Here is a 24,913-nt window from a genome sequence, read left to right on the forward strand (position 1 = left end):
GTTCTACGTCTATCACCGGCTCACGTCGCTGAACGAGGTGGGCGGCGAGCCGGACCGCTTCGGCTTCACGCTGGAGGCGTTCCACGCCGCCAGCGCCGACCGGGCCCGGCGCTGGCCGCACACCATGCTGGCCACCTCCACGCACGACAACAAGCGCTCCGAGGACGTGCGCATGCGCATCGCCGTGCTGTCGCAGATGCCGGCGGCGTGGCGCCTGGCGCTGCGCCGCTGGCGCACGCTGAACGCGCCGCTGCGCCGGCGGCTGGCGGCACGGCACGGCGGCGCGCAGCCTTCGGCCGCCGACGAGTACCTGCTCTACCAGACGCTGCTCGGCACCTGGGAGGAGGGGGGCGATGCCGCCGCGTGGGCCGAGCGCATGGCGGCCTACCTGCGCAAGGCCGCGCGCGAGGCCAAGCGGCACACCAGCTGGGTGCAGCCGCGCGAGGCCTACGAAGCCGCGCTGGAGGGCTTCGTGCGCGGCGCGCTGGAGAACGGCGCGTTCACCGCCGACCTCGTGCCCCTGGCCCGCCGCCTCGCCTGGCACGGCGGCCTCAACAGCCTGGCGCTGATGGCGCTGAAGTACACCTCGCCGGGCGTGCCCGACCTGTACCAGGGCAACGAGCTGATGGACTTCAGCCTGGTCGATCCCGACAACCGCCGTCCGGTGGACTACGCGCGGCGTGCCGCGATGCTGGCGGCGGCCGACGAGGCCGGGGCGCCGCCCGTGCTGTCGCCCGCGACGCTGCCCGAGGCCAAGCTGTGGATCGTCTCGCGCCTGCTGCGGCTGCGCGTCGAGGCGCCGGCGCTGCTCGCCGGAAGCCATGAGGCGCTGGCCTGCGCAGGGCCTGCCGCCGACGCGGTGATCGCCTATGCACGCGTGGCCGGCGACGGCGCGGCGGTCGTCGTCGTCACGGCCCGATTCCATGCACGGCAGGCCGGCGCTGCCGGTGAAGAAGAGGGCGATGCACGGTGGGATGCCTCCGCCTGGCAGGGCACCACGCTGGCGCTTGCAGGGCCCGCGCCGTGGCGCGACGTGCTCGGCGGCGGAACCCACGGGCCGGGGTCAGTGGCGTTGTCCGTGCTGCTGAGGCGGCTGCCCTGCGCCGTGCTGGTCGCCGCGCCGCGCTCCGCGCACGAGGGCCTGTAGGCCGGGACTGACGCGGCGCGGCGATTCCGGCTTGTGCCGGCGGCTCGGCCGGGCGCCCAGGATGTCTGCAGGAGACAAGACCATGCCCACCCGGACCCACGACGTGTTCCCCTACATCCGCCTGACGCGTCCCGACCGCATCGACCTGGAGGTGCACGACGACGTCAGCATCTGGATGGGCCGCTTCGGCGTCACCGAAGCCGTGTTGCGCGAGGCGGTGCAGCGGGTTGGGCCTTCGCCCGACGCCGTGGGTACGCTGCTGAGGCACGGCCCGCTGCCCCGCGCCCGGGCCGACCGCTCCTGACGCCTCGCGGCATCACCCCGGCGCGAAGGGAACCCCGCGCACCCGTCACTTCCCAGGCGATGCCCTGCAGCCGTGGCCACGTGCCACAGCAGCGCCACGTTGGTCACGCCCGGCACCGCGATGCCCGAACCGGGACAGCCCGCACCTCCGGCCGCCCACTGCGCAGTGGGCCGGGACCGGCGGTCCAAAGGGCGCAGCCGCCTACAAGAGGCCGAACGCCCCGGCCGGCACACTGGCCGCTCGGCGGATCGCGAACAGCGCACGTCCGCCCGCTGCTTCAGCATGGAGAACATCTATGGCAACCCCTTCCGGCGACCCCGATCCGACGCTGACCCAGCCAGGCGAGAGCCCGCCTGCACCGCCCCGGCCGGATCCGAGGCCTCACGAGAAAGAACCCCCCGACACGCCGGACGAGCTGGAGCCGGGCGACCGCCCCAACCCCGACCATCCGAGCATCACACCAGGGTGAGGGGCATGGGGCCGCGCAGTCGTCAGCCCGCTCGCGCCTCGCTCGCCCTGTCCCGCGGCCTCGTCGGCTGCGTGGCGCCGTCCGGCGCCGTCCTGCAGCAGCGGATCTGACGGGGGGCCGCATGCAGTTCTGGAAAAAGAGACGCCGAACGCCGCGCGAACTCGAGCCCGGATGGACGGTGGACATCGACGAGGGGACCGGTGGGACCCTGGTGGCCACCATCGCGCTGCGTCACATCACCCTGTGCAGGATCGTCCATGCGTCATCGGGCCGCGAAGGCGACGGCGACGGCGCACGGCTGGCGCTTCGGCGTGAAGCCGAGGACTGGATCGCCGAATACGTCTCGCGGCATCGTGGCGCATAGGACAGGCCCAGGCGACGCCCGGCGGGGCGGCCGCGAGGGCATCGAAGGCAGGCCCTTCACAGGGCCTGCCCGCTGCCTGCCGGGCCGGGCGCCGCGTGCACCGCGCCGCCGGCAAAGCTGTAGGCCGGCCCCTCGCGCCGCTGCTTGCTCTGGTACATGGCCGCGTCCGCCGCACGCAGCAGCATGGCGAGGCTGTTCCCGTCGCCGGGATGGCGGGCGATGCCCACGCTCATGCCGACCTGCAGGGCGCGGCCCTCGTAGTCGATCGGCGAGTCCGCCGCGCCGATCAGGCGGCTGGCCAGTTCGGCCAGCGCCGGCCCGGCGTGCCGCCCCGGCACGAGCACGGCGAACTCGTCGCCTCCCAAGCGGGCGACCAGATCGTCCGGGCCGAGCTGGCGCCGCAGCCTGGCGGTGAGCTCGGCCAGGACGGCGTCGCCCGCGGCATGGCCATGCCGGTCGTTGACGGTCTTGAAGCCGTCGAGATCGAACAGCAGCAGGGCGAAGGGACGTTGCTGCGCCAGCCATTCGTCTGCCTTGCTCTGCAGGCCCGAACGGCTCGCCGCCCCGGTCAGCGCATCCGTGCCCAGCGCGGCCACCAGTTGCCGGGTCCGCACCGCAAGGGCCTGCTCGGAGCGCAGCACCAGCCGCAGGCGCGAAGCCATGGCGATGGCGAAGACGACCAGTTCAGCCACCAGCGCGGCCTGCGTCACGTTCATCTGGCTGGGCGCCCAGGCCACCCAGCCCCAACTGGCCACGACGATGGCCGAGATGCCCGCCAGCAGGACGGCCACGCCGATGCAGTACAGCACCGCCGGCCAGTAGCGGCGGCGCACGGCCATCGCCGCGCCCGCCACCAGGACGACGGTGGAGGCGACGACGGAGACCTGGACCAGCCGGAACATCAGCAGCGGATGGGAGCCCCACAGCGCGTAGACGACCGCCGCGGCGAGCAGCCAGGCCATCCAGCGCACGACGGCATCCAGGCGCGGCGCGTAGTGCTGCAGGCGCAGGAGATGGCGGCCGAACTGCAGCTTGCAGATCGCCCAGAGCCCGGGCGCCACCGTGTAGGCAGCGCTCGCCGCCGCGGGCCAGTCCGCGAACGGATAGCGCAGCGTGTGTCCGTTGAAGCCGGCGATGGCCAGCAGCGCGCACGCGCAGGACAGCAGGTAGTACAGGTGCAGCGGCTCGCCGAACACCAGCAGCAGCACCAGGCCGAACACCACGAGGCCGAGCAGCACGCCGTAGCTGATGCCGTCGAACATGCGCTTGTCCTGCGTCGCCTGGAGGTAGTCGACCGGGTCCCAGGCCCGGACGTCGTAGATGCGCGCGAACGTGGAATCGACGCGGAAGTAGACGGTGTAGGGCTGCTGGTCGGGCAACTGGAAGCGCCACGCCATCTGCTCGGAACTCAGCGGGCGCGTGCTCCACGGATGGCGCATGCCCGTGGTCACCGGTGGCGCGATGGCACGCCGGTTCCGGTCGAAGGGGCCGTAGAACTGCAGGTCGTGCGTGGACACGGTGGGCACCACCAGCGCCCATTCGCGCCCGGCGTCCTGCGGCCGGTCGAGCTGCAGCGTCAGCTTGAACCACAGCACGCGGTCGGCCTCCTTGCCCACCAGGGGATCGTCGGCGAGGGCGAAGCGCGCCTGCTGCCGCGCGCCGAGGACGTCGGCGATGGCGAGCGCGCGGCCGGCATCCTCGAAGTACTGGAGCTTGCTGGCCAGCGGCTGGCCGCCGGGCAATGCCTGCAGGCGCGCCACGTGCGGCCCATCGCCGGACGCATCCGCGATGGCATGCGGCGCGAGGGCCAGGCCGCCCAGCAGGGCCAGCCAGAGCACCGCCACGCGCGGCGCGGCGGGCGGCTGCCGGCGCGGGCAGCGGCTGAACCAGGAACGCATGCCAAGCCGCAGTACGGCGACGAGCGCGAGGACGTGGCTCATGGGACTTCAGGCGGACAACGCGTGCGATGGGCCGGCGGCGGCGCCGGAAAAGCCCACGGCGGCAGCGATTCTCTCGATGGGCAGTCATTGTCTCCCAGCGCCGCTCTCCCTGCGGCCGTCGCGCGCCAGGCCGCTTCGGCGGCATGGCCCGGTCGCACGCGGGCGCCCGTGACGGGCGGCGCAGGCCGCATCTCCACGGACCCGGCCCGGCTGAAGGCCCCGGCGCGGCGACGGCGCTCCCGGGGCCCTGCGGCTCACTCGAAGGCGAAGGTTCTCACGCCGTCGTTGTACTGCAGCGACCGCACCTGCCAGGTCGATGAGGCTTGGTTGCTGCTGCTTCCCAGGAAGAGATAGGCGCCCCGATAGGGCGCGCCGCATGCTGCCGGCGCCGTGGCGTCCAGTCCCGCGGCCGTGTCGCAGGCCGGCAGGGCCTCCTTGTCGCGGAACATGCCGCCGTCGGCGGGTGCGGCGTCCGCGAAGCAGGCCTCCGCCGGCAGCGCGTCCACGTCCAGCGGCGTGCCGCCCGTTTCGCTGCCGCTGACGTCGGTGCCGCCGATCGGCGCGCCGGGGGAAGAGCGCCAGCCCGGGGTCTGCGGCGTGATGACCACGGTGGAGAACTGGCCGGGGGTGAGTTCTCCGTAGTGCTGCCCGCCCGGCGACAGGAACTGGTAGTACGTGTCGTAGGTGACCGTGCGGTAGCGCACGCGCGCATCGGCGATGGTCGCATCGGCGTCCAGCGGCGGCTGGCCGCACTGCGTGTCGATGACGAAGTCGAAGGCGATGTAGGGGAGGTACTGCGTATGGACGTAGCCGGGATCGGGCTGCATCTCGATCTTGATGTTCTTGAAGTCCCGCACCTTCAGGCCGTCGAAGCCCGGCAACTGCAGCACGGCCTTGTTGCCGGTGCCGCCGCCCACGAAGGCGCCGACGGGGGCCGCCGGTCCGCTGCCCGTGGTCATGGAGAGCACGCCCTGCGCGATGGACAGCGAGGCCTGGTTGAGCTGCGGCATGGCCGTCGCATCGGCATGCGTCCACGTCCGTGTGAAGGGCAGCGCGGTGGGGGAGGCGTCAGGATCGCCGAGCGCTTCCGCGAACTGCGCATAGCCCATGCCGGCATTGCTCAGCGACACTTCCAGCGCTGCGAAGAAGGCGTCGAAGCGCGTCGCCGCATCGGCATCGAAGGCATCGGCGAGATCGCCTTCCAGTTCGTAGCCGGCCGCGGTGAGCAGCGCCTTCAGCTCGGTGGCGGCGGCGGGCAGCGCCTCCCCGAGTTCGGCCAGGGCCTGCGCCAGGCTGCCTTGATGGAGTTCGAGCCATGCGGCAGGCGACTGGCCGGCGGCCAGGGTGACGAGAAGGTCCGTCAGCGGATTGATGGCCGCTTCCTTCTTCGCATCGGTGGCCACGGTGTACAGCGCGTCGGGCGGCGGCGGGGCGGCATCGCCGCCTGCCTTGAGCGTCATGCCGCTCGCTGCCGTGGCGCGCACCAGGCAGGGCAGGGCCTGTTCCTCCAGCGACAGGCTCCAGTGGCCGTCCTGGTCCGCCGTGGCCGAGGCGACAGGGCCGCGGGCGCAGAAGGCGGTGACTTCGGCGCCGGGCAGCGTCGTGCTGCCCTTGAGCGCGGGCGCCGGGGCAGGAGAGGGTGCGGGCGCAGGCGCGGGAGCGGGCGGGGGAACGATGAGCGGCAGGCCGCCGCCACCTCCGCCGCCGCCACCGCAGCCGGCAATCAGGGCAGCCACGGCCAGGGCCGGCCAGCTCCAACGGAATTCAACATGCATCGACTCTCTCCTCCAGGGGATCACAAGGGAATCTTGAGGATAGGGAGCGTGGTTGCCTGCTGTTACCTGCCTATCTGGCGGTCCCTGTCATCCCGATGACAGTTCGCGTGAAAGAGCATGGCGCCGCGGTGGATGCATGTCGGACCAGCACAGCGGTTTGTAGTGCTTCCGTACATATACAAGAGCACGGGCAGTTCGTGCGGTGCAGCGAGAGCCGCCATCTGTGTGTGAATGCCGCCGCATCGGGTGTTTTTCAGTCGCGCTGTTATTCGGATGACAACTGCCTAGAACCAAATGCTGCGTAAACGAAAGTGGCTACCTAGCATTCGTTTCATGCAACAGATGGAAACAGCTCTTGCCGCAAGCGCGCCGGCGGCCCGCGAGCACACCACATACCGCAGCGCCTTCGTCTGCATGGGCAACCTGGCGCGCGTACGCGAAGCCTGCGGCCACCGGATCGCGTCCGAGTTCAGTGCGCAGATCCTCGAGCGGCTCGCAGCGTTCACCGACGACCCGCAGCGGCAGGTGGTGCGCGTGGGCGACGACTGCCTGGTGCTCTGGCTGCCGGTGTCCGAGGCACATGACGACGACGTGCTGGAGCAGTTGATGGTGCATGCCGCGACGCAGCCGATGCGCGTGGGCGGCGACGGCAAGCCGTTCGTGCCCGCGCTGCATGCCGGCTGGACGGCGCTGTACGCCGAGCAGCCGCGCGCGCTGACGGCGGACGAGGCCGGTTATGTCCTCTACGCCTCGGCATCGAACCCGGTGGCCTGCACGCCGATGTGGCGCGGCTACCCGGACCGCTTCCAGGCCGACATGAAGATCGCCGCCGCGGTCGCGCAGGCGCACTCGAGCGACCTCGTCGGCTGCGAATGGCAGGGCGTGATCAGCCCCTACTCGCCGGTCAACGTGCTCTATTGGCGGGGCGTGGCAAGCCCGACGGTCGGCGATGCGGACATCCACCTGTCGTCGCCGGAAGTGTTCATGCCTTCGATGGAGCGCCTCGGCCTGACCCGCATCCTCGACCGCAGCCAGGCGCTGCAGGTCTTCGGCCGGCTGCTGCGCGATCCGTCCCTGCGCCTGGCATGCCGCATCTCGTCCCTGAGCGTCCAGCACGACCACTACTGGTCGAAGCTGCTGGCGCTGCTGGCTGCGAACCCCGCCGCGGCGAGCCGGTTCACGTTGGAGATCTCCGGGCGTGCGCCGCTGCCCTCGCTGGATTCGGCGCGCTCCTTCTGCACCGCCGTGCGCGAGCGCGGCGCGCGCATCGCGATGGCGGGCTTCGGCAGCGGGCCGATCAACCTCGAGGGCCTGCAGGCCTGCGGGCCGCAGACGCTCCTGCTGGACGACAACTTCGTCCTTCGCAGCCGGCACGGCGCGGAGGCCAGGCGCGCACTGCGCGACATGATCCGCATCTGCTCGCATCTGGCCGAGCAGATCGTGGTGGCCGGCATCGAGACCGAGAGCGACTACTCGTACGCGCTGCGCGCCGGCGCGCGCTGGATGTGCGGGCGCTTCGTGAACGGGGCCCAGTTCGATCCCGCCAAGGCCTTCGCCCAGAAGCCGGAGGACAAGTGGATCACTTCCTCGGCCGCACGCGCGGACACGGCCGTGCGCCATCCGCCCTATGTCGCTGCGTGGGGGATCGCAGGATGAGCCGCCACGTCGCACGGGACATGCAGCAACTGCGGGTGTTTCTGCTGGAGCTGCGGGCGGACCTGAACAGGATGAACGAATCGATCCAGCAGATGCAAAGGCGCACCGGCCAGTTGCTGAGCCTGTTCCAGCAGCAGGAAAAGGATCTGTCCGAGCAGATGTACCTGGACCTGGAGCGGGCCATCCGCGAAGCGGCTTCGGGCAGCCTGCCCGGGGGCGCGGGCCTGCAGCCCGTGGCGAGGCTTCCATCCGCGTCCGTCTCCAGGATCACGCCAACCGTCGAGGCACGTTCATCCGTGCAGCGCCGGCTGCGCGTGGCAGCCAGCAAGTCCGCCGCTTCGGGATAGGTCCGCATGACGCCGAGCAGCTAGACCCCGAACCACGCCCACGGCGTGCGTGCCGCCGCACAGCGGCGGCCCGGCCTCCGGACTCCGGAGTCCCGCTTCATCACCAAGGATTCTTTTATGACTTACTCAGCAGTCAGGGCCGCGTTCGCCTTGCCCATGCTCCGCCGCATCGCGCTGGCCGCGTTCGCATCCGCGATCCCGGCGGGCCTCGTCCTGGCCAACAACGTCGGAGAGAACGCCGCATGGCAGTTCCAGACGTCGGCGGACAAGGTCAATGCGGCGGCCGTGCAGGACATGATCCAGAAGAAGAAGTCCGGCTACTACGCGGCGCCGGTCACCAACTACAACTACACCACCAACATCCAGCGCCAGTACAACTGCGACGTCACCGCCAACGCGACGGGCAACCAGGGCACCAACAGCACGGTGGCCAACTCGCCCAGCAGCGCGGGTGCCGCCTCGCAGTCCACCGGCAACGCCAACGCCAGCGACGTCGGCAGCACCGGCTCCACGGAGATCGGGAGCTCCCAGGGCAACAGCGGCGTGGTGGCCGCGGCCGCGGCCGGCAACACCAACAGCTACGTCAACGGCGCGGCGTGGCAGGCGCTGAACTCCAACCAGACCAACAGCGGCAACCAGTCCGCCTCCGTCAGCGGCAGCACCGCCTGCGCCTACGGCGCATTGAACTGATTTCCTGGAGACAGCACGTCATGCAATCGAACAACAGCGGGACCCGTCGCAGCGTCGAGGCCAACCGCGCAGCCCGGAGAATGTGGCGAACGGGCCTGGCCGCCGCGGCGGTCGTCCTGGCATCGGGCTGCACCTACATCCCCCAGCAACGCGTCGCTCCCGGCGAGGTGCCCATGCTGCTGGGCCCCTCGGTGCGCGACAACGTCACGCCCATGGAGGGTGTGCTCGCCTGCTTCGCCGACCACGTCGCCGCATCGAAGCGCCCACCGGTCGTCATCAGCGTGGGCGACGTCAAGGACTACACCGGCAAGTACAGCATCAACGAGGGCAACGCCATCACCCAGGGCGGCGCGCTCATGGTGTATTCCGCACTGGGCAAGCTGGCCGGCGCGGTGGGCGTGGCCGAGCGCTTCGACCCCATCATCGCCGAGCGCGAACTGGGCTACGCGGACCGCCGGCAGCTCGGCGACGGGCGCGCCCATCGCCTGGGCACCAACGGCTCCACGCAGGTCGTGCCGTGGCTGCCCTATTTCGGCGGCAGCATCCACAAGTCCGACTACTACATCGTCGGCGGCATCACAGAGCTGAACTACAACATCAACTCGGGCGGCTTCGAGGTCGCGAAGAACCAGGTGGGCGCCAAGGCCAGGACCTTCACCGCGTCGGTGGGGGTCGACCTGCGCATCGTGGACACGCGCTCGCTGGTCGTGCTCAAGACGGTCAGCCTGACCAAGCAGTTCCACGGCTACGAAGTGGGCGTGAACGTGTTCCGCTTCTTCAACAGCGACCTGTTCGACGTGGACATCGGCGGCAAGGGCCAGGAGCCGCTGCAGCTCGGCATCCGCACGGCGCTGGAGGAGGGCGTGGTGCGCCTGCTGGGCACCGTCACGAAGGTCGATCCCGAGCCGTGCCTGACGCTGCGCCCCGGCAGCGGCGCACCGCTGCCGACCACGGCCGCCGAGAAGCTGCGCACCGTGCCCAACCCCGCGCCGAGGGAAGACGAGCCGGCCGCGGCGGCGCCCGTGGGCAGCGCGGTGAACCTGGTGCGCAGCAGCGGCGCCGCCGGCGAGCCCTCGCAGGCAGCCAGCCAGATCACCTTCGACGTGGGCTCCGCCACGCTCGGCGGCGCGGCGATGTCGATCGTCGACCAGATCGCCGCGCAGGCGCGCAAGCAGGCCGTCGAGTTCGTGCTGACGGCGCGCGACACCGAGAACTGGGACGCGCGCAAGCGCGACGCGCTGACCGACCAGCGCATCGCCGCCGTGACGTCCGCACTGGTCAACCAGGGCATCGCACCGGGCGCCATCAGCCTGAGCTGGCGCCCCGATCCGTCCGACACGTCGATCCACCGCGACGGGCCGGGCCTGCAGGAGATCGCGAGGCTGCGCATCCAGGGCGCAGCCGCGCCGGCCGCCCCCGCGGCGGCGAAGTAAGCATCCAGAAGAGAAAACGAGAACGAGGCGAATCACCGTAGAGGAGGAGACATCCACGCCTGAACGCCGTTCACATCGCCCGCACATTCCTTTTTCACGTATTCCAGTTCATTCGACTTCACAGGACATTCCATGAAAGCACGCAAGAACCGCGGCCTGCCCGGTCGCCGGCCGGCCCTGAGCACCATCGCCGTCGCAGCGACCCTGATCGCCGGCGGCGCCCAGGCCGCCGAGACCAACGTCTTCGGCACGCCCGTGCCGCCCGCCACCGTCAACGGCTACACCACCGTCGAGTCGACGCAAGCCAACATCAACACCGTCGACGCGGCGATCTCGAGCGCGACGGGCGGCGTCGTCGTCGACGGCAACGGCGCTCCGGTGACCGGCTCCACGCTCCAGACCTCCGACAACCTGATCCGCGCCAGCGCTGGCGGCAACAGCTTCACGAACACCATCGACCTGGCCGCCACCCCCGAGACCGCGGGCACCGGCACCGGCGCGGGCTCGCTCGGCCTGTCGGTCAACACCAACGGGCTAGACGAAGACGATCTGCCGGTCACCGGCAACGTCACCAGCAGCGTCACCGGCAGCACGGTGCGCGCCTCGGCCGACAACTTCGAGGACGGCAATGCCACCGTCACCGGCAACACCATCTCGGCGGTGACGCAGGTCAACAGCGGCAGCACCTCGATCGCCGGCAAGGTGAACGGCGGGCAGACCTCCTTCAACACGCCGGGCTCGACGACGCTCGACACCGTGGGCGCCCCGCTGGCCAACGCGACCGGCGGCGTCGTCGCCACCTCGGTCCAGCGCTCGGATGAAGCGGGCGGCAGCTCGGCGACGGTCTCGAACAACGCGGTCGAGCTCCAACTGACGCATCCCGACACCCAGGTCATCGAGGCCGGCCCGGTGCTGGGCACCAACACCATCTCCGCCACGCTCAAGGGCAACACCGCGCGCACCACCATCGACCTGCAGTCCGGCGACGCGCCGGCCTTCGAGGGCTCGGCCGTGCTGAGCAACCTGCAGGAGCGCAACGCGGCCGCGGCCTCGGCCCTTGCGGCGGATTCGTCCATCGACGCACTCGTCCATGCGAGCCAGCCCGGCAGCGTGGTCACGCTCCAGGGCGCGCTGTCGGTCTCGGGCAACAGCATCGCCAGCGCCGCCACCGGCAACGAGGCGCTGGGCGCCAACGGCGCGGCGGGCAACCGCATCCTGGTCGGCGACCAACTGTCCGTGACAGGCGCCACCGGTGCCGGCACGCCGCAGAACAACGCCGCCCACGACAGCGGCAGCCTGGGCGTCAACCTCGACGCCGACCTGGCCATCCTCAACAGCCAGGGCAACAACTTCGGCGCCAACGTCGGCAGCACCACGGAAGACAGCCGCATCAGCGGCGCCGTGCAGTCGCTCGACGGCGGCTCGGTCGCGCTGTCCGGCAACGGCATCAGCGCGGCGGCGACCGGCAATGCGGCCACCAGCGCCATCGCCAGCGGCGCCGGCGCGGCAGCCTTCGACGCCACGGCCGCCATCGCGAACCAGCAGACCAACTACAACGTGGGCGTCACGGCGACGGTCGACGGCTCGGACATCCTGGCCGGCACCGGCCTGAACGGCGGCGTCACCCAGAACGGCACCGTGACCGTCGAAGGCAACAGCGCCTCGGCGCGCGCCTCGGGCAACGAGGCGTCGCAGAGCATCTCGCTCGCTGCCAACAGCGTGGGCTTGGGCGGCGGCAATGCCGTGCTGACGGGCGGCACGGCCGTGGACGGCAACGTGTCGGCCGCCGGCGGCGCCACGCTGACCAACCTGCAGGCCAACTACAACGGCTCGGTCAGTGCCGTGAACGCGGATTCCACGATCGGCCTGGACGCGGACTCGCGCGCCGGCGGCCCGCTCGGCAACGTCGTCGCCAACAGCACGCTGTCGACCGCGGGCAATACGCAGGAGGCCGTGGCGCTGGGCAACAGCGCGGGCAATGCGCTGTCGCTGAGCGGCAATGACGTCTCCACCGGCGCCGGCATCGCCAGCGTGCAGATCGGCGGGCTCGCCTCGCCCGTGTCGGCCACGCTGGACTCCGCGGCAGCGGGCCTGGTCGCGAGCACGCACGTCGCGGGCAGCACCCTCGCGGTGGAAGACAACCTCCAGCGCGCCATCGGCTACGGCAACTCGGCTTCCAACACGCTGGACGTGCAGGCCAACAACGTGACCGGCCTGGCCGTCGGTGCCGGCGTGGCCTCGCAGGTCGGATACGACGCCGCAGACGCCGTGGCCTTCAACGGGGCCGGCGACCTGCCGACCGTCACTGCCGCCTACGGCATCCTGAACAACCAGTCGATCCAGTTCGGCGTGAGCGCCGAGGCCGTGAGCGCGCCTGGCCAGGGCGGCCTGGGCCTGATCGTCGAAGGCAACCTCGCGGGCAGCAGCGCACGCAACGAGGGCAACGCCTTCGTCGGCGCAGCCTACGGCAACGACGCGTCCAACAGCCTCACCCTGGAAGCGACCGACCTGTCCACGACGGGGGTGGGGACGACGCCGGTGGCGAGCGCCACCAACGTCCAGGCCGTGGCCGGTTCGGCAGCGGTGCTGGCCCGTGCGGCCGGCGGCAACGTGGTGCTGACCGACATCGAGGACGACGTGACCAACGCCTCCGTCTCCGCGTCGGAGAACACCATCCAGGCGCTGGCCTACGGCAGCCGTGCGACCACCCGGCTCGAAGCGGGCGGCGTGGACATCGCGACGTCCACGCCCGTCAGCAGCGGCGCCACGTCCAGCGGCGGCAACCTGCAGGCCAACGCCGCGTTCACCGTGCAGAACGCGCAGTCCGGCCAGGGCAGCGTGGTGGCCACGCAGCTCGACGCCGCACCGGCCTCCGCCACGAGCGCGGCCGGCGTGCGGCTGGAGATCGGCACCGCGGCGGACACCGCGGGCAGCGTGCAGGGCCCGCTGCGCACCGAGCTGCTGAACAGCTCGGCGGCGGCCGACGGCAACACCTCGTCTGCCGGCGCCACCAGCAACAGCGCCACCAACGGCCTGGCGCTGGACGCCAACAGCCTGGCTGCCACCAGCGCGCTGCAGAACTTCCAGGTGACGAATGCGGATGTGTCGGCGTTCATCGGGCTGGCGGGGACCCAAGGATCGCCAGGCGGCTCCTATCCGGGCGCCTCGGTGTCCGCCACCGTGGGACCGTTGACCGCCCTCAACGGCGCGGGGCAACTGACGGTTCCCACCGGCGAGACGGTCGTCTTCAGTTGGAGCGGCTTGGACGCCGCGACGGCGCTGGCATTGGAGAGCTACCTGACCGGCCTCGGTTTCTCGGTTGCCTCCGGGTCCGCGACGGCTGGTCCAGGCACCTATGACCTGAGCGGATTCGACGGCCGCAGCCTGGTCGGCACTACCCTGAACACGACCGGGTTTAACGCGCCTGCCGTGGCGGGCACACCCAACCAAGGTGGCGTCGTCCTCGCAGTCCAGAGCTCGACCGACCCCGGCTACACGGCCCAGGTCACCGGCTCCACGCTGTCGGTGAACGACAACACGTCCAGCGGTTCGGTGACCGGCAACTCGGCCTCGAACACCCTGGCCGTGACCGCGAACGAGATCGTCCACGGCACGACCCAGACCGCCTCGACGGCCAACAGCGCCGGCGGCTCGGTGCTGGCCGACCATGCGCTGTCGAACGTGCAGGGCGTGACGGAAGGTGCCGCACTCACGAGCAACGTCAGCGGCACCTTCGCCATCGACGTGGCCGCGGACGCCACCATCCAGGACAGCGCACTCAGCGTGTCGGGCAACAGCCAGCGCGCCTCGGCGGTCGCCAACACGGCCACCAGCAGCCTGTCGCTGAGCGGCACCAGTGTCTCGGCCGGCTCGGCCTTGTCCTCGGTGCAAGGCAGCGAGGCTGCGGTCACCGCCAGCTCCAGCCTGGAAGTGTTCGCGCCGGCAGCGGTGGCCAATTCCAGCGTGTCGCTGTCGGACAACCGCAACACGGCGCTGGGCGTGATCAACGACGCGAGCAACACGCTGAGCGTGGCGGCCACCAACGTGGCCCCCGTGGGCGGCGCGCCGGCCAATGCCCTGCTGCTGCCCGGCACCGCGACCGGCGACCACGTGCTGAGCAACCTGCAGACCGCGGAAACCGCCGTGTCCAGCAGCGCCTCGACGCAGCTCTACAACCAGGACCGCGTGGCGGACCAGACCTCCGGCGTGCTCAACAGCACGGTGGCGATCAGCGGCAACAGCACGGTGTCCGAGGCCTCGGCCAACCGCGCCGTCAACGTGGTGTCGGTGGAGGGCGCGGCCGCGCTGAACGCCAGCGCCGGCCTGGTCAACCAGCAGATGAGCAGCGCCGACGTCACGTCCAACGCGACCACGACCGCGGCGCTGAACCTGACGGGCAACGGCGTGGCGCTCAACGGCAGCAGCTTCTCGATCGACGGCAACAGCACCTCGGCCCTGGCACGCGGCAACTCGGCCAGCAACGTGCTCAACGCCTCGGCCGGCGGCAGCTACGGCGCGTCGGCCTCCGGGATGGGCGGCAGCGCGCTGGCACTCGGTGTGGTGGGCTCCACCAACGCCACCGCCGCGATCCTGAATGCCCAGACCAACGGCGGTGACGTGTCGGCTTCCAGCACGAACGCGGCCTACCAGGTCGCGCTCAACGCCGGCGCACCGGCCGGTGCGGCGGTGGCGGGTTCCACCGTGGGCGTGACGGGCAACAGCGTGGCCGCCTCGGCCTACGGCAACAGCGCGACCAACGCGCTGACGCTGACGGCGCTGAACACCGGCGCCCCGGGCGCCGGCGCACCGACGGCCGCGGTGGGCAACTACCAGGTGAACAGCGGCGCCATCGTCGCCACCGCCACCAGCGTTGCCTATGGCATCGGGGTGACGGGCGGCGTGGGCGGCAGCTCGCTGCGCGCCACCGGCAACCAGGTCACCGCCAACGCGGTGGGCAACTCGGCCGCCTCGTCGATCCTCTCGGCGCGCTGAGACTGAAAGGTCGCCTCATCCCGGTGTGTTCCCGCCGGGAATTTGGCCCGGACCACTTCCCGTGGTCCGGGTTTTTTTATTTCTGCTTCGCGAACCCGCTGCGTGCGACGTGCAGCGCTTTCGTCGCAAGCGCGGGCGCGCGCAAGCCTGCCAGGCAGCAGCGCGGGCCGCCGTGTGCACTAGTGCAACAGGCGCCGATCTTTTTTTCGCCCACTTTGTTATCTGGATGACACCTCGATGGAGCCAGATGCTGCTTAGGTGAAATTAGCTACCTAGCATGCGTTCCATGCAACAGATGGAAACAGCCTGTGCTGTGGATGTGCCGCCGATTGGGAAGCGCACCACGTACCGCAGCGTCTTCGTCTGCCTGGGCAACCCGGCCACACCGCCGATCGCGGCCGAGTGAGCAGCAACTGACCCGGCACGCCGCGCACAGCGGCTGGTCGGGAAAGGAGTTCCCGCCCTGGCGCAATGCAATCCCCCGAGATGCGCCAGTTCGATCCGGAGACGCCCAGTGCGTTTCTGGGTCTTTTTTTCCTGAGTCGGCAAGGGAGTGTGCAAGCCGTGACGATCGCCGTGATGCGCAGCAGTGCGGCCGTCACAGACAGTACTTTCTTCTGCGCAATGCGATGTACATTCACCCCCTGCTAGCCTCCCTGCCCGAAGCGACACGCAAGGCCGTGAGCGCCGCCGCCACCTTGCGGTCCTTTCGCAAGAACGAAATTGTTCTGGAATCAGGCCAGCAGACCGAGTTCGTCTACTGCGTCGGTGCCGGGCTGCTCCGTGTGGTCTCTTCCGGCTCCGGAGATGCGGACCTCACCACGCACTTCCTCAAGCCCAACGAAGTCCACGTCGGCCCCAACTTCACCGACAGGGACTATCGGGCGGACGTCACGCTGCTCGCCGCGCTGCCGTCCTCCGTCTACATGATTCCCAGGCGCTACCTGCGCAGGCTGTGCGAGGCCTACCCGGCGGTCGCGTTGGGGCTGCTGGAGATGAAGCTCCAGCGGATCGCGGCGATGGGCAGGCAGATGCGCCGCGTCGCCACGCTCTCGGCGGAGCAGATCGTCGGCAGGGCGCTGTACGACCTGACGCAGGAGGCTTCCGACGGGACGCGGGTGCTGGACAAGCGCATACCGCAGTCGGTGATCGCGTCGTACGCGGGCCTGTCCCGGCCGGTCGTCAACAGGGTGATCAAGGAGATGGAGGAGCGGGGCCTGCTGCGGCGAGAAGACCAGGTGCTGACGCTTTCGCAGCGCATCGGCCACTCCACCGACTTCGGCGAGCTGACGCCGGGTGAACGGCCCGCGGAGGCGGGCCAGGCGCCGTACGCGGCGCCGGATTTCGATTTCGGGCTGGATGGTCCACCGCTTCCCCCGGACGATCCGTCGAAGAAGTCCGGGGACTGAAGCGGCAGGGGCGCTACCAGGCGTAGCCCAGTTGCACCCGCGTGGCGAGCTGGCTCGTCCCGCTGCTGAACGATCCCGAGACGCCGATGCCGACGTTGACGGCATCGTTGATCTGGTAGCCCCAGGACGCACCCAGCGCGTTCTCGCCGGCATAGTTGCCCACGGCCACGCCGACCCACTGCCTGCCGGGAGCCAGTGCAGGCATCTGGGGCATGGCCAGTGCCGATGCGACGCCCCGGGCGGCGAACTGCCGCGCCTGGGTCGATGCCGCGCTCACCGCCTGCTGCAGTTGCCAGACGTTGGCCGCGTCGGTCGGCAGCACGCCGGGCGCCACGTTGGCGATCTGGCGCAGCAGGCCGGTGGAGGCATCGCCCACCGAGACCGTGTTGTCGCGCGTGGCGACCGAGCCCTGGCCGAGCGCCACGGAGTTCGCGCCGGCGGCGAAGCTGTTGGCGCCGAGGGCCACTGCGTTGTTGCCCGCGGCCACGGCGTTGCTGCCGACGGCCGTGGTCGGGTCGGCCAGCGCACGCGCGCCGGCGCCGATCGCGACGGAGCCTTCGTAGCGCGCCTCGGCGCCCGTGCCCACCGCTGTGGTGTTGTCGCCCACGGCCTGCGCACCCCGGCCCATGGCCGTGGCGCCGGTCCCTTGTGCAACGGCGCCGGTGCCGCAGCTGACGTTGCCGTTGCTGAAGTTGCACAGGCCGTTCTCGAACGCCTGGTTCATGAGCGTCTGCAGGGCCAGCACCTGCTGGCTGGTGAACGCGTTGGCCGTGTTCAGCGTGACCTGGCTGGACTGCTGGAGCTGCCCGACGTTCACCGCGTCCGTCGCGGCCTGGCCCGCGCGGACGTTGCCGATGGTGGTGCCTGCGCCGCCGTTGCCGTTGAGGTTGAGCGACTGGCCGTCGGGGCTGTACTGCGCGGAGTTCTGCGCCAGGCCCAGCGCGGTCGTGGCCGTGCCCTGCGCACCGTCGGCAGTGGCCTGGGCGGTCTGCGCGGCGGCGACCGCCGTGTCGGCCGTGGTCTGTGCCGCGCCTGCCGCGCCCAGGGCCGTGTTCGCAGTGGTCTGGGCTGCGCCCGCTGCGTTCAGTGCCGTATTGGCGGTGGTCTGGGCTGTGCCTGCGGCACCGAGGGCGGTGTTGGCCGTGGTCTGTGCTGCGCCCGCCGCGCCCAGCGCCGTGTTGGCCGTCGACTGGGCGTTGTTCGCGGCACCCAGCGCCGTTCCCGCGATGCTCTGCGCGGAGTTGGCGGACTGCTGGGCGGCATGGGCCGCCGTGCCGGCCGCATTCGCCAGGCTGAACGCACTGTCGGCAGTGCCCTGCGCGGTGCCCGCCGCGCCGGCGGCCGCGTTGGCGTTGGCCAATGCCGTGTCGGCGGTGCCTTGCGCGGTGTTGGCGGCGGTCTGCGCCGAGTTGGCGGTGTTCTGGGCTGTATTGGCGGCGCTGCCGGCCGAGTTCGCCGCGCCGAGCGCGGCGTTGGCGATGCTGTTGGCCGTGTTGGCGGACTGCTGCGCGCCGAAGGCGGCGTTGTTCGCGGTAGTGGCCAGGCCCAGCGCGCTGTCGGCTGTGCCCTGTGCGGCGCTCGCTGCACCGGCGGCCGCGTTGGCGTTGCCCAGGGCCGTATTGGCGGTGCCTTGCGCGGCGTTCGCGGCGGCCTGGGCCGCGTTGGCGGTGTTCTGGGCGTTGCCTGCGGCGGTGTTGGCCGTGTTCGCCACGCCGAGCGCAGTGCTGGCGTTGCTGTTGGCCGAGTTGGCCGACTGCTGAGCGGCGTTCGCCGCGGTGTTGGCGGCGCCGGCGATGGCCCCGGCGTACGAGGCGGCGTTGGCGGCGTCCTGGGCGGTCGACTGGATCTGGTAGGCCTGCCCGCCGTTGATGGCTTCCGTGCTGCCCGGGGCGATCGCGCCGTCGCCGACGTCGAGGACGGGTGGGGTGGATTGCGCGAAGGCGCCGGTGAGGCAGGTGGCAGCGGCGATGGAGACGAGGCTGCGCGCGAAGCGGCCGTGGCGGTGGCGGGTGAAGGAGGAAGAGAACGGCACTGTGGGGTTCCTGGGGGCAAGCGCGTGGGACGACTGCTTCGGCCATCGCGCCCCGCCGCGGTGGGCGAAGGGAGGCGGCCCGAAGCGACCTGTGTGCGGTTCGTACGCCGGCCAGCAGGGCGCACGGGCTCCGGACCGTCACCGGCCCCAAGCCATCGCCTGTCTGCGTGCGCAGTACGCCTCTCTCGTGTCGGGATGTGCGGATGCCGTGCCTCTCGCAGCGGCCTACCGCCTTCCCGTTTCATTTTGTTGCACGGCGCGCATTCTTGGTGGATGTGCCGCGCGCACGGCGGCCCATTTGGACGAAAGTGTTATCCGGATGACAGACGGCAGGCGTAGGCCGCCGCGCACAGCGCCCCGGGCGCGATGCCGACCGGTGTGCTGCCTCCCTACGCGCTACGCTGACACCTGTCCGCCGGTCTGCATCGGCCTGGCTGGCGGGCAGCGACCGCATGCACATTTCTTCCGCCACCGCATCCCACTTGCACGCGCCGCGCTGGCTGCGATGGACCGTGGCGGGCCTGCTGGCGCTGATCGCCGCGCTGGTGCTGCTCGTGCTGTTCTTCCCCTGGGACCTGCTGCGCGGCCCCGTCAACCGCTTCGTCAGCGAGAAGACGGGCCGTGCCTTCGAGATCACGCGGCGCCTCGACGTGCAGCCGGGCTGGCGCCAGGCCACCGTGATCCTGGACGGTGTGTCTTTTGCCAACCCGGGGTGGGCGCGCAGCTCGCACCTGGTGCGCGCCGAGCGGGCCGAGATCGACATCCGCCTGTGGCCGCTGCTCTCGGGCCGGGTCGAGCTGCCGCGCATCCTGCTCGCGGCGCCGCAACTGGGCCTGCAGATGGAGGCCGACGGCCGCCGCACCTGGGCGCTGGGCAAGACCTCGGCGGGCGAGGGCGGTGCCGGCCGCGTGCCGCAGATCGGCCGGCTGGAGGTGGACCGCGGCGAACTGGACTTCCTGGCCCCGGCCTATGGCGTGGACATGCAGGCGCGCTTCGACCTGGACCCGTCGCGCGGCACGCTGCCGCTGCACTACAGCCTGCGGGGCCGCTACAAGGGCCAGCCGCTGCAGGCCGAAGGCCGCGCGGGCCAGGTGCTGCAGATCGATGCGATGGGCGCCGACCCCTTCCCGATGGAGATCCGCGCGCGCGCCGGCAACACCCGCCTGGAAGCCGAGGGCACCGTGGCCGCGCTGGCGACGCTCGACGGCGTCGACGCGCGCTTCGACCTGCGCGGCCGCACGCTGGGCGACCTGTTCACGCTGCTGGGCGTGGCGCTGCCCGAGACGCCGCCCTACGCGGTGAAGGGCACGCTGCGCAAGAACGGCACGCGCTGGGACGCCGGCGCGCTGCAGGGCCGGCTCGGCCTCTCGGACATCGGCGGCGACCTGGCGTTCGAGCAGGGCGGCGCGCGAGCGCGCCTGAGCGGGCAGCTCCATTCCCGGCTGCTCGACATGGACGACCTGGGGCCGCTGATCGGCCTGCCGCCCACCGCCCGTTCGGCGGCCGCCGTGAAGGTGGAAGGCGTGCCGCCGCCGGTGACCGCGGGGCAGGCGCAGCGCCGGCGCGCCGGCGGCAAGGTGCTGCCCACCGCGCCGCTGGACTTCGAGCGGCTGCGCGCGATGGACGCCGATGTGCGCTACCGCGCGCAGCGCATCCGCAACGTGCGCGACGTGCCGCTGGAGCGCGGCGCCGTGCACGTGCTGCTCAAGGACGGCGTGCTGACGCTGGACCCGCTCGACCTGGGCGTGGGCGGCGGCACCGTCGCGGGCGCCATCCGCATCGACGGCGCGCGCCGGCCGGCCGACATCCGCGCGGCGCTGGACGTGCGCGGCCTGCAGCTCGCGCGGCTGCTGCCGCGCCTGGAAGGCAGCGGCAACAGCGTGGGCCGGATGGACGGCCGGCTGAACATCGCAGGCGAGGGCGTGTCGGTCGCCTCGTGGCTGGGCGGCGCCTCCGGCGACGTGGCGCTGCTCATGGGCAGCGGCCAGTTCGGCAACCTGCTGCCGGTCTTCGCCACGCTGGTGGGCGGCGACATCATCAAGTTCATCGCGCGCGGCGAGCGTGACGTGCAGTTGCGTTGCGCTGCCATCGCCTTCGACGTCGAGAAGGGCCTCATGACGGGCCGCACGCTGGTGCTGGACACCAGCAACGCGGTGTTCCAGGCCGGCGGCACCATCAACCTGGCGACCGAGGGGCTGGACCTGGTGATCCGCCCCGAGCCCAAGGGCAAGAGCATCCTGTCGCTGCGCACGCCGCTGACGGTGGGCGGCACGCTCGGCGACCCGCGCCCCGGCGTGGAGGCGGGGCCGCTGCTGGCCCGTGCTGCGGCCGTGGTGGCGGGCGCCACCGTCAACCCGCTGCTGGGCCTGGCCGCCACGCTGGAGCCGGGGCCGGGCAAGGACGCCGACTGCGCCGCCGTGCTCGCCGATGCGCGCACGGCGGACAGCAAGGCCGCACGCCAGGGCGCGGCCAAGGCCCGCGCCATCCGCTGACGCGGCTGCCGTCAGATCATCAGAGCGACCAGCTCGCCGCCATGCTCGGCCGCTGCGAGAAGCCGGCGTACCAGCGTGCGGTTTCGGCGTGGCGCGCGCGCCAGTCGACGTCGGGGAAGCGCAGGTCCAGGTACCAGAGCGCGCAGCCGATGGCCAGCGCGCCCAGGTCCACGCGGCCGTCCAGCAGTTCGGGCCGCTGGTCGAGGTAGGCCAGCGAGGTCTCGACCTTGTCGAGCTGGGCGGCGCGCCACTCGGGCCACTTGCGCTCGTCGGGCCGCGCCACGTCTTCGTAGCGGGCGAGCAGCGACGCGTCCAGCATGCCGTCGCCGAGCGACTGCAGCGTCAGCGTCTGCCAGCGTTCCGGCCCCGCCGCAGGGATCAGCGTGCCGCCGGCGAGGTGGTTCAGGTACTCGCAGATCACGCGGCTGTCGTAGAGCACCTGGCCGTCGTCGGTGAAGAAGGTCGGCACCTTTCCCAGCGGGTTGCTGGCGATGATCTCGCGGTCGCGCTGCACCGGGTGGGCGTTGGAGGGCAGCAGTTGCACCCGGTCGCCGAGGCCCAGTTCGTGCGCCGTCACCAGGCACTTGCGGACGTAGGGGGAGAAGGGAGAGAAGAGGATCTTCATGACGCTGCCGCCTGTGTGGAAGAGGGAGTGTTGGAACGTTCGCGCGCGATGTGCCGGCCGGCCACCCAGCCGAAGGTGAGCGCGGGCCCGAGCGTGATGCCGGGCGCCGGGTACTGGCCGCCCATCACCGACTGCATGTCGTTGCCGGTCGCGTACAGGCCGGGGATGGGCCGGCCTTCGGCATCGAGCGCCTGCGCCTGCGCGTTGCAGCGGATGCCGCAGGCTGTGCCGATGTCGCCCGCATAGACCTTGACGGCGTAGAACGGCGCCTTGCGCAGCGGCCCGAGGCAGGGATTGGGGCGATGGTCCGCATCGCCGAGGTAGCGGTTGTATTCGGTGCTGCCCTTGCCGAACTCCGGGTCCTCGCCCGTGGCGCCGTAGCCGTCGAAGCGGGCTGCGGATTCGCGCAGCCCCGCGGCGTCGATCTGCAGTTGCGCGGCCAGCGCCTCCAGCGAGTCGGCGCGGTACAGGTAGCCGGCGCGCACCAGGTGCTCGCGCGGCCGGCCGCCCGGCAGCGCCAGGCCCAGGCCCCAGCGTTCCATGAAGTCGCTGTCGCACACCAGGCAGGCCGGGATGGTCGGCACCGTCTCGTTCGAGCGGTACATGGCCAGCACGAACTCGTGGTACGAAGTGGCCTCGTTCACGAAGCGGCGGCCCGCGGCGTTCACCGCCATCAGGCCCGGCTTGGCGCGGTCCCACACCAGGTGCGGGTAGCGCACCTGCGTGCCGTCGGGCCGCTGCAGCAGCGACACCGGTGCCCAGAAGGCGGGGCCGAAGTGGTCGCTGCCCAGGGCCGCGCCGGCGGCGTTCGCGATCTCGATGCCTTCACCGGCGTTGCCGGCGGGGGACATGGACCAGGGGCCGGTCGGATGCGGGTAGAGCTGCTCGCGCAGCGCCGCGTTCCACGGAAAGCCGCCGGTGGCGACCACCACGGCCTGGCGTGCGCGCACCCAGGTCGGACGGCCTTCGTGCTCGATGCAGGCGCCCGCCACGCGGCCGTCCTCGACCTGCAGCGTCTTCAGGGGCGCGTTCAGCCAGTAGTCGATGCCGCGCTCCAGCACCGACATGAACAGCCGCCCGGCCAGCGCATTGCCCAGCACCAGCCGCGTGCCGCGGTGGTAGCCGCGCAGCCGGTCGGCGAAGTAGCGCAGCACCAGCTTCATGCCCTCCTTCCAGGAGGCGAAGGACTTCGTCACCGACAGCAGGTGCTTGGCGTCGGTCAGCGTGATCATCATGCCGCCGAGCACCACGAACTCGGGCAGCGGGTCGCGCAGCTCGCGGAAGTGCCGGCCGAGCAGCCGGCCGTCGAAGGCCAGCGGGTCCAGCGAGCGGCCGCCGAGCGCGGCGCCCTCGCGGTCTGGGTAGTAGTCGGGCGAGTAGGTGCGCGCGGCCAGTTTCACCTGCGTGTGCTGCTCCAGCGCGTCGATGGCGGGGCCGCAGGCTTCGAGGAAGGCGCGCTGCATCTCGGCCGGCGCCGCGTCGCCCACCGTGTTGCGCATGTAGGTCCACGCCTTGTCGAAGCTGTCGGGGTGGCCGGCGCCTTCGCTCTGGCGGTTCATCGGCGCCCAGACGGCACCGCCGGACACGGCGGTGGAGCCGCCGACGCGGTCGGTCTTCTCCACCAGCAGCACCGAGCAGCCGCCCAGGTGCGCGCTCAGCGCGGCCGCCATGCCGCCGGCGCCGGCGCCCACCACCAGCACGTCGACTTCACGCTCCCACACGACGTTGCTCATGCGCCCGATCCCCCCAGCGACTTGCCGCCGTCGACGAAGAGCACCTGCCCGGTGATGAAGCCCATCTGCGGCGACACGAGGAAGGCCACGGCCTGCGCGATGTCCTCCGGCCGGCCGGCTTGGCCGGTGGGCTGCAGCGCGAGCTGCGCGGCCAGGCGCTCGGGCGTCAGCGCGCGCAGGATGGGCGTGTCGATCAGCCCCGGCGCGATCGCGTTGACCAGGATGCCGCGCGGCGCCAGCTCCATCGCGCTGGCGCGCGTGTAGCCGACGATGGCGGCCTTGGAGGCGACGTAGTGCGGGTGGTTGCGCGCGCCCAGGTAGGCGCGCGAGGCGATGTTCACGATGCGGCCGCCGTCGGGCATGCGGCGCACCACCTCCTGGGTGAGCGTCGCCGCGGCGATCAGGTTGACCTCGTAGGCGCGGCGGAAGTCATCGCTCGTCACCTCCATGAAGCGGCGCTCGTCGAAGACGCCGGCGTTGTTCACCAGCGCGCTGATCGGCGGCAGCGCCTGCACCAGCGCGCGCACGGCGGCCTCGTCGGTGAGGTCCAGCACGCGGGCCTGCACGTCGAGTCCGGCGGCGCGCAGGCGGGCCTCCTCGCGTGCGGCCTGCTCGGCCGCGCGGTCGACCATCACCACCGAGAAGCCGTCCTGCGCCAGCTTCTCCACCGTGGCCAGCCCCATGCCGCTGGCGCCGCCCGTCACCAGGGCGACGGGTTTGCCGTTGCTGCTGCTCATGTCCGATCCCATCTATGCGGAGAGAAAGCCGCCGTCCACCGGCAGCACCACGCCGTTGACGTAGCTGGCCAGGGAGGAGGCGAGGAACACCACGGGCCCGACGATCTCGTCGGGCTCGCCGCCGCGCTTCATCGGCACGCGGCTCATGTACCAGTCGGTGCCGCCGGGCACCTGCAGCTGCGGCGTCACCATGTCGGTGAGCATCAGCCCCGGCGCCACCGCGTTGGCGCGCACGCCGTGCGGCGCCAGGTCGCGCGCCAGCGCCTGCGTGAAGGAGCGCACCGCGCCCTTCGACGCGATGTAGCCGGCCGACGAGATGCCGCTGACGAAGGCGACGATCGACGACAGGTTGACGATGCAGCCGCGCGAGCGCTTGAGCGCCGGCACGAAGGCGTGCGTGACGTTGAACAGGCCCTGCAGGTTGACCTGGATCAGCCGGTCCCAGGTCTCGGCCGAGTGCGGGTCGTCGATGCGGGCGCGCGCCGAGATGCCGGCGTTGTTCACCAGCACGTCGATGGGGCCGAGCCGTTCGGTGAGCGACGCGGCCAGGGCGGCCACGGCGGCGCGGTCGGTCACGTCGATCGACTCGGCCCAGGCGGTGCCGCCGGCGCCGCGCACCTCGTCGGCGATGGCCTGCGCGCGGGCCGGATCGATGTCGGCCACGATCACGCGTGCGCCCTGGCGGGCGAAGCCGCGCGCCATGGCCGAGCCCAGGCCGCCGCCGCCGCCCGTGATGAGGGCGAGCTTGTCCTTCAGAAGATCCATGGG

At 71.5% G+C, this 24,913-nt stretch carries 17 protein-coding genes and 1 pseudogene; 11 read left to right on the top strand and 7 right to left on the bottom strand.

Going from position 1 to position 24,913, the window contains the following annotated elements:
• The 4 genes and pseudogenes from ACIY1X_RS07295 to ACIY1X_RS07310 form a co-directional block, all read left to right on the top strand.
• Nucleotides 1-1,147, top strand: a pseudogene (locus tag ACIY1X_RS07295) (malto-oligosyltrehalose synthase); the annotation flags it as partial.
• Nucleotides 1,148-1,229: 82 nt separating this feature from the next.
• Nucleotides 1,230-1,451: a DUF3606 domain-containing protein gene (locus tag ACIY1X_RS07300; RefSeq protein WP_399679411.1), complete on the top strand. Its 222-nt coding sequence runs from the start codon at nt 1,230-1,232 to the stop codon at nt 1,449-1,451.
• Between the two features lie 295 nt (nt 1,452-1,746).
• The gene (locus tag ACIY1X_RS07305; protein ID WP_399679414.1) at nt 1,747-1,920 is read left to right on the top strand and encodes a hypothetical protein; all 174 of its coding nucleotides are present in this window, start codon (nt 1,747-1,749) and stop codon (nt 1,918-1,920) included.
• Between the two features lie 121 nt (nt 1,921-2,041).
• Nucleotides 2,042-2,284, top strand: a complete 243-nt coding sequence (locus ACIY1X_RS07310) for a hypothetical protein (protein WP_399679415.1) — start codon at nt 2,042-2,044, stop codon at nt 2,282-2,284.
• A gap of 56 nt (nt 2,285-2,340) precedes the next feature.
• Here ACIY1X_RS07310 and ACIY1X_RS07315 read toward each other — a convergent pair whose 3' ends face one another.
• On the bottom strand, nt 2,341-4,224 hold the full coding sequence (locus tag ACIY1X_RS07315) for a diguanylate cyclase domain-containing protein (RefSeq protein WP_399679418.1): 1,884 nt from the start codon (nt 4,222-4,224) through the stop codon (nt 2,341-2,343).
• Between the two features lie 254 nt (nt 4,225-4,478).
• The gene (locus ACIY1X_RS07320) at nt 4,479-5,999 is read right to left on the bottom strand and encodes a hypothetical protein (protein WP_399679420.1); all 1,521 of its coding nucleotides are present in this window, start codon (nt 5,997-5,999) and stop codon (nt 4,479-4,481) included.
• Between the two features lie 333 nt (nt 6,000-6,332).
• Between ACIY1X_RS07320 and ACIY1X_RS07325 the strand changes: the two genes are divergently transcribed.
• The 6 genes from ACIY1X_RS07325 (at nt 6,333) to ACIY1X_RS07350 (ending at nt 16,526) form a co-directional block, all read left to right on the top strand.
• Entirely contained in the window at nt 6,333-7,655 is a 1,323-nt protein-coding gene (locus ACIY1X_RS07325; RefSeq protein WP_169748294.1) for an EAL domain-containing protein, read from the top strand.
• Nucleotides 7,652-8,002, top strand: coding sequence for a hypothetical protein (locus ACIY1X_RS07330; protein ID WP_157007873.1), 351 nt, complete (start codon nt 7,652-7,654; stop codon nt 8,000-8,002). Before ACIY1X_RS07325 ends, ACIY1X_RS07330 begins: the two co-directional genes overlap by 4 nt.
• 156 nt (nt 8,003-8,158) lie before the next feature.
• Nucleotides 8,159-8,692, top strand: coding sequence for a hypothetical protein (locus ACIY1X_RS07335; protein ID WP_038205699.1), 534 nt, complete (start codon nt 8,159-8,161; stop codon nt 8,690-8,692).
• A gap of 80 nt (nt 8,693-8,772) precedes the next feature.
• Nucleotides 8,773-10,125 carry a CsgG/HfaB family protein gene (locus ACIY1X_RS07340; protein ID WP_399679423.1) on the top strand — a complete coding sequence of 451 codons (1,353 nt, stop codon included), beginning with the start codon at nt 8,773-8,775 and terminating at the stop codon, nt 10,123-10,125.
• A gap of 132 nt (nt 10,126-10,257) precedes the next feature.
• Nucleotides 10,258-15,117, top strand: a complete 4,860-nt coding sequence (locus ACIY1X_RS07345; protein ID WP_399679426.1) for a beta strand repeat-containing protein — start codon at nt 10,258-10,260, stop codon at nt 15,115-15,117.
• A gap of 680 nt (nt 15,118-15,797) precedes the next feature.
• Complete coding sequence (locus tag ACIY1X_RS07350; RefSeq protein ID WP_169748293.1) at nt 15,798-16,526, top strand: Crp/Fnr family transcriptional regulator; 729 nt, start codon at nt 15,798-15,800, stop codon at nt 16,524-16,526.
• 13 nt (nt 16,527-16,539) lie between these two features.
• Here the strand turns inward: ACIY1X_RS07350 and ACIY1X_RS07355 are convergent, their stop codons facing one another.
• Nucleotides 16,540-18,558, bottom strand: coding sequence for a YadA family autotransporter adhesin (locus ACIY1X_RS07355; protein WP_399679428.1), 2,019 nt, complete (start codon nt 18,556-18,558; stop codon nt 16,540-16,542).
• Nucleotides 18,559-19,010: 452 nt separating this feature from the next.
• Here ACIY1X_RS07355 and ACIY1X_RS07360 point away from each other — a divergent pair, with 452 nt between their 5' ends.
• Complete coding sequence (locus ACIY1X_RS07360) at nt 19,011-21,050, top strand: AsmA family protein (RefSeq protein WP_399679429.1); 2,040 nt, start codon at nt 19,011-19,013, stop codon at nt 21,048-21,050.
• Between the two features lie 19 nt (nt 21,051-21,069).
• Here the strand turns inward: ACIY1X_RS07360 and ACIY1X_RS07365 are convergent, their stop codons facing one another.
• From ACIY1X_RS07365 to ACIY1X_RS07380, 4 genes are read right to left on the bottom strand one after another with little or no spacing between them, the layout of a single operon-like run.
• Complete coding sequence (locus ACIY1X_RS07365; protein ID WP_399679432.1) at nt 21,070-21,675, bottom strand: glutathione S-transferase; 606 nt, start codon at nt 21,673-21,675, stop codon at nt 21,070-21,072.
• Nucleotides 21,672-23,408, bottom strand: a complete 1,737-nt coding sequence (locus tag ACIY1X_RS07370; RefSeq protein ID WP_399679435.1) for an FAD-dependent oxidoreductase — start codon at nt 23,406-23,408, stop codon at nt 21,672-21,674. Before ACIY1X_RS07370 ends, ACIY1X_RS07365 begins: the two co-directional genes overlap by 4 nt.
• The gene (locus tag ACIY1X_RS07375; protein ID WP_399679437.1) at nt 23,405-24,145 is read right to left on the bottom strand and encodes an SDR family NAD(P)-dependent oxidoreductase; all 741 of its coding nucleotides are present in this window, start codon (nt 24,143-24,145) and stop codon (nt 23,405-23,407) included. Before ACIY1X_RS07375 ends, ACIY1X_RS07370 begins: the two co-directional genes overlap by 4 nt.
• A gap of 12 nt (nt 24,146-24,157) precedes the next feature.
• On the bottom strand, nt 24,158-24,910 hold the full coding sequence (locus ACIY1X_RS07380; protein WP_399679439.1) for an SDR family NAD(P)-dependent oxidoreductase: 753 nt from the start codon (nt 24,908-24,910) through the stop codon (nt 24,158-24,160).
• Nucleotides 24,911-24,913: the final 3 nt, after the last annotated feature.

The organism is Xenophilus sp., assembly GCF_044462705.1.
Lineage (GTDB): Bacteria > Pseudomonadota > Gammaproteobacteria > Burkholderiales > Burkholderiaceae_C > Xenophilus > Xenophilus azovorans.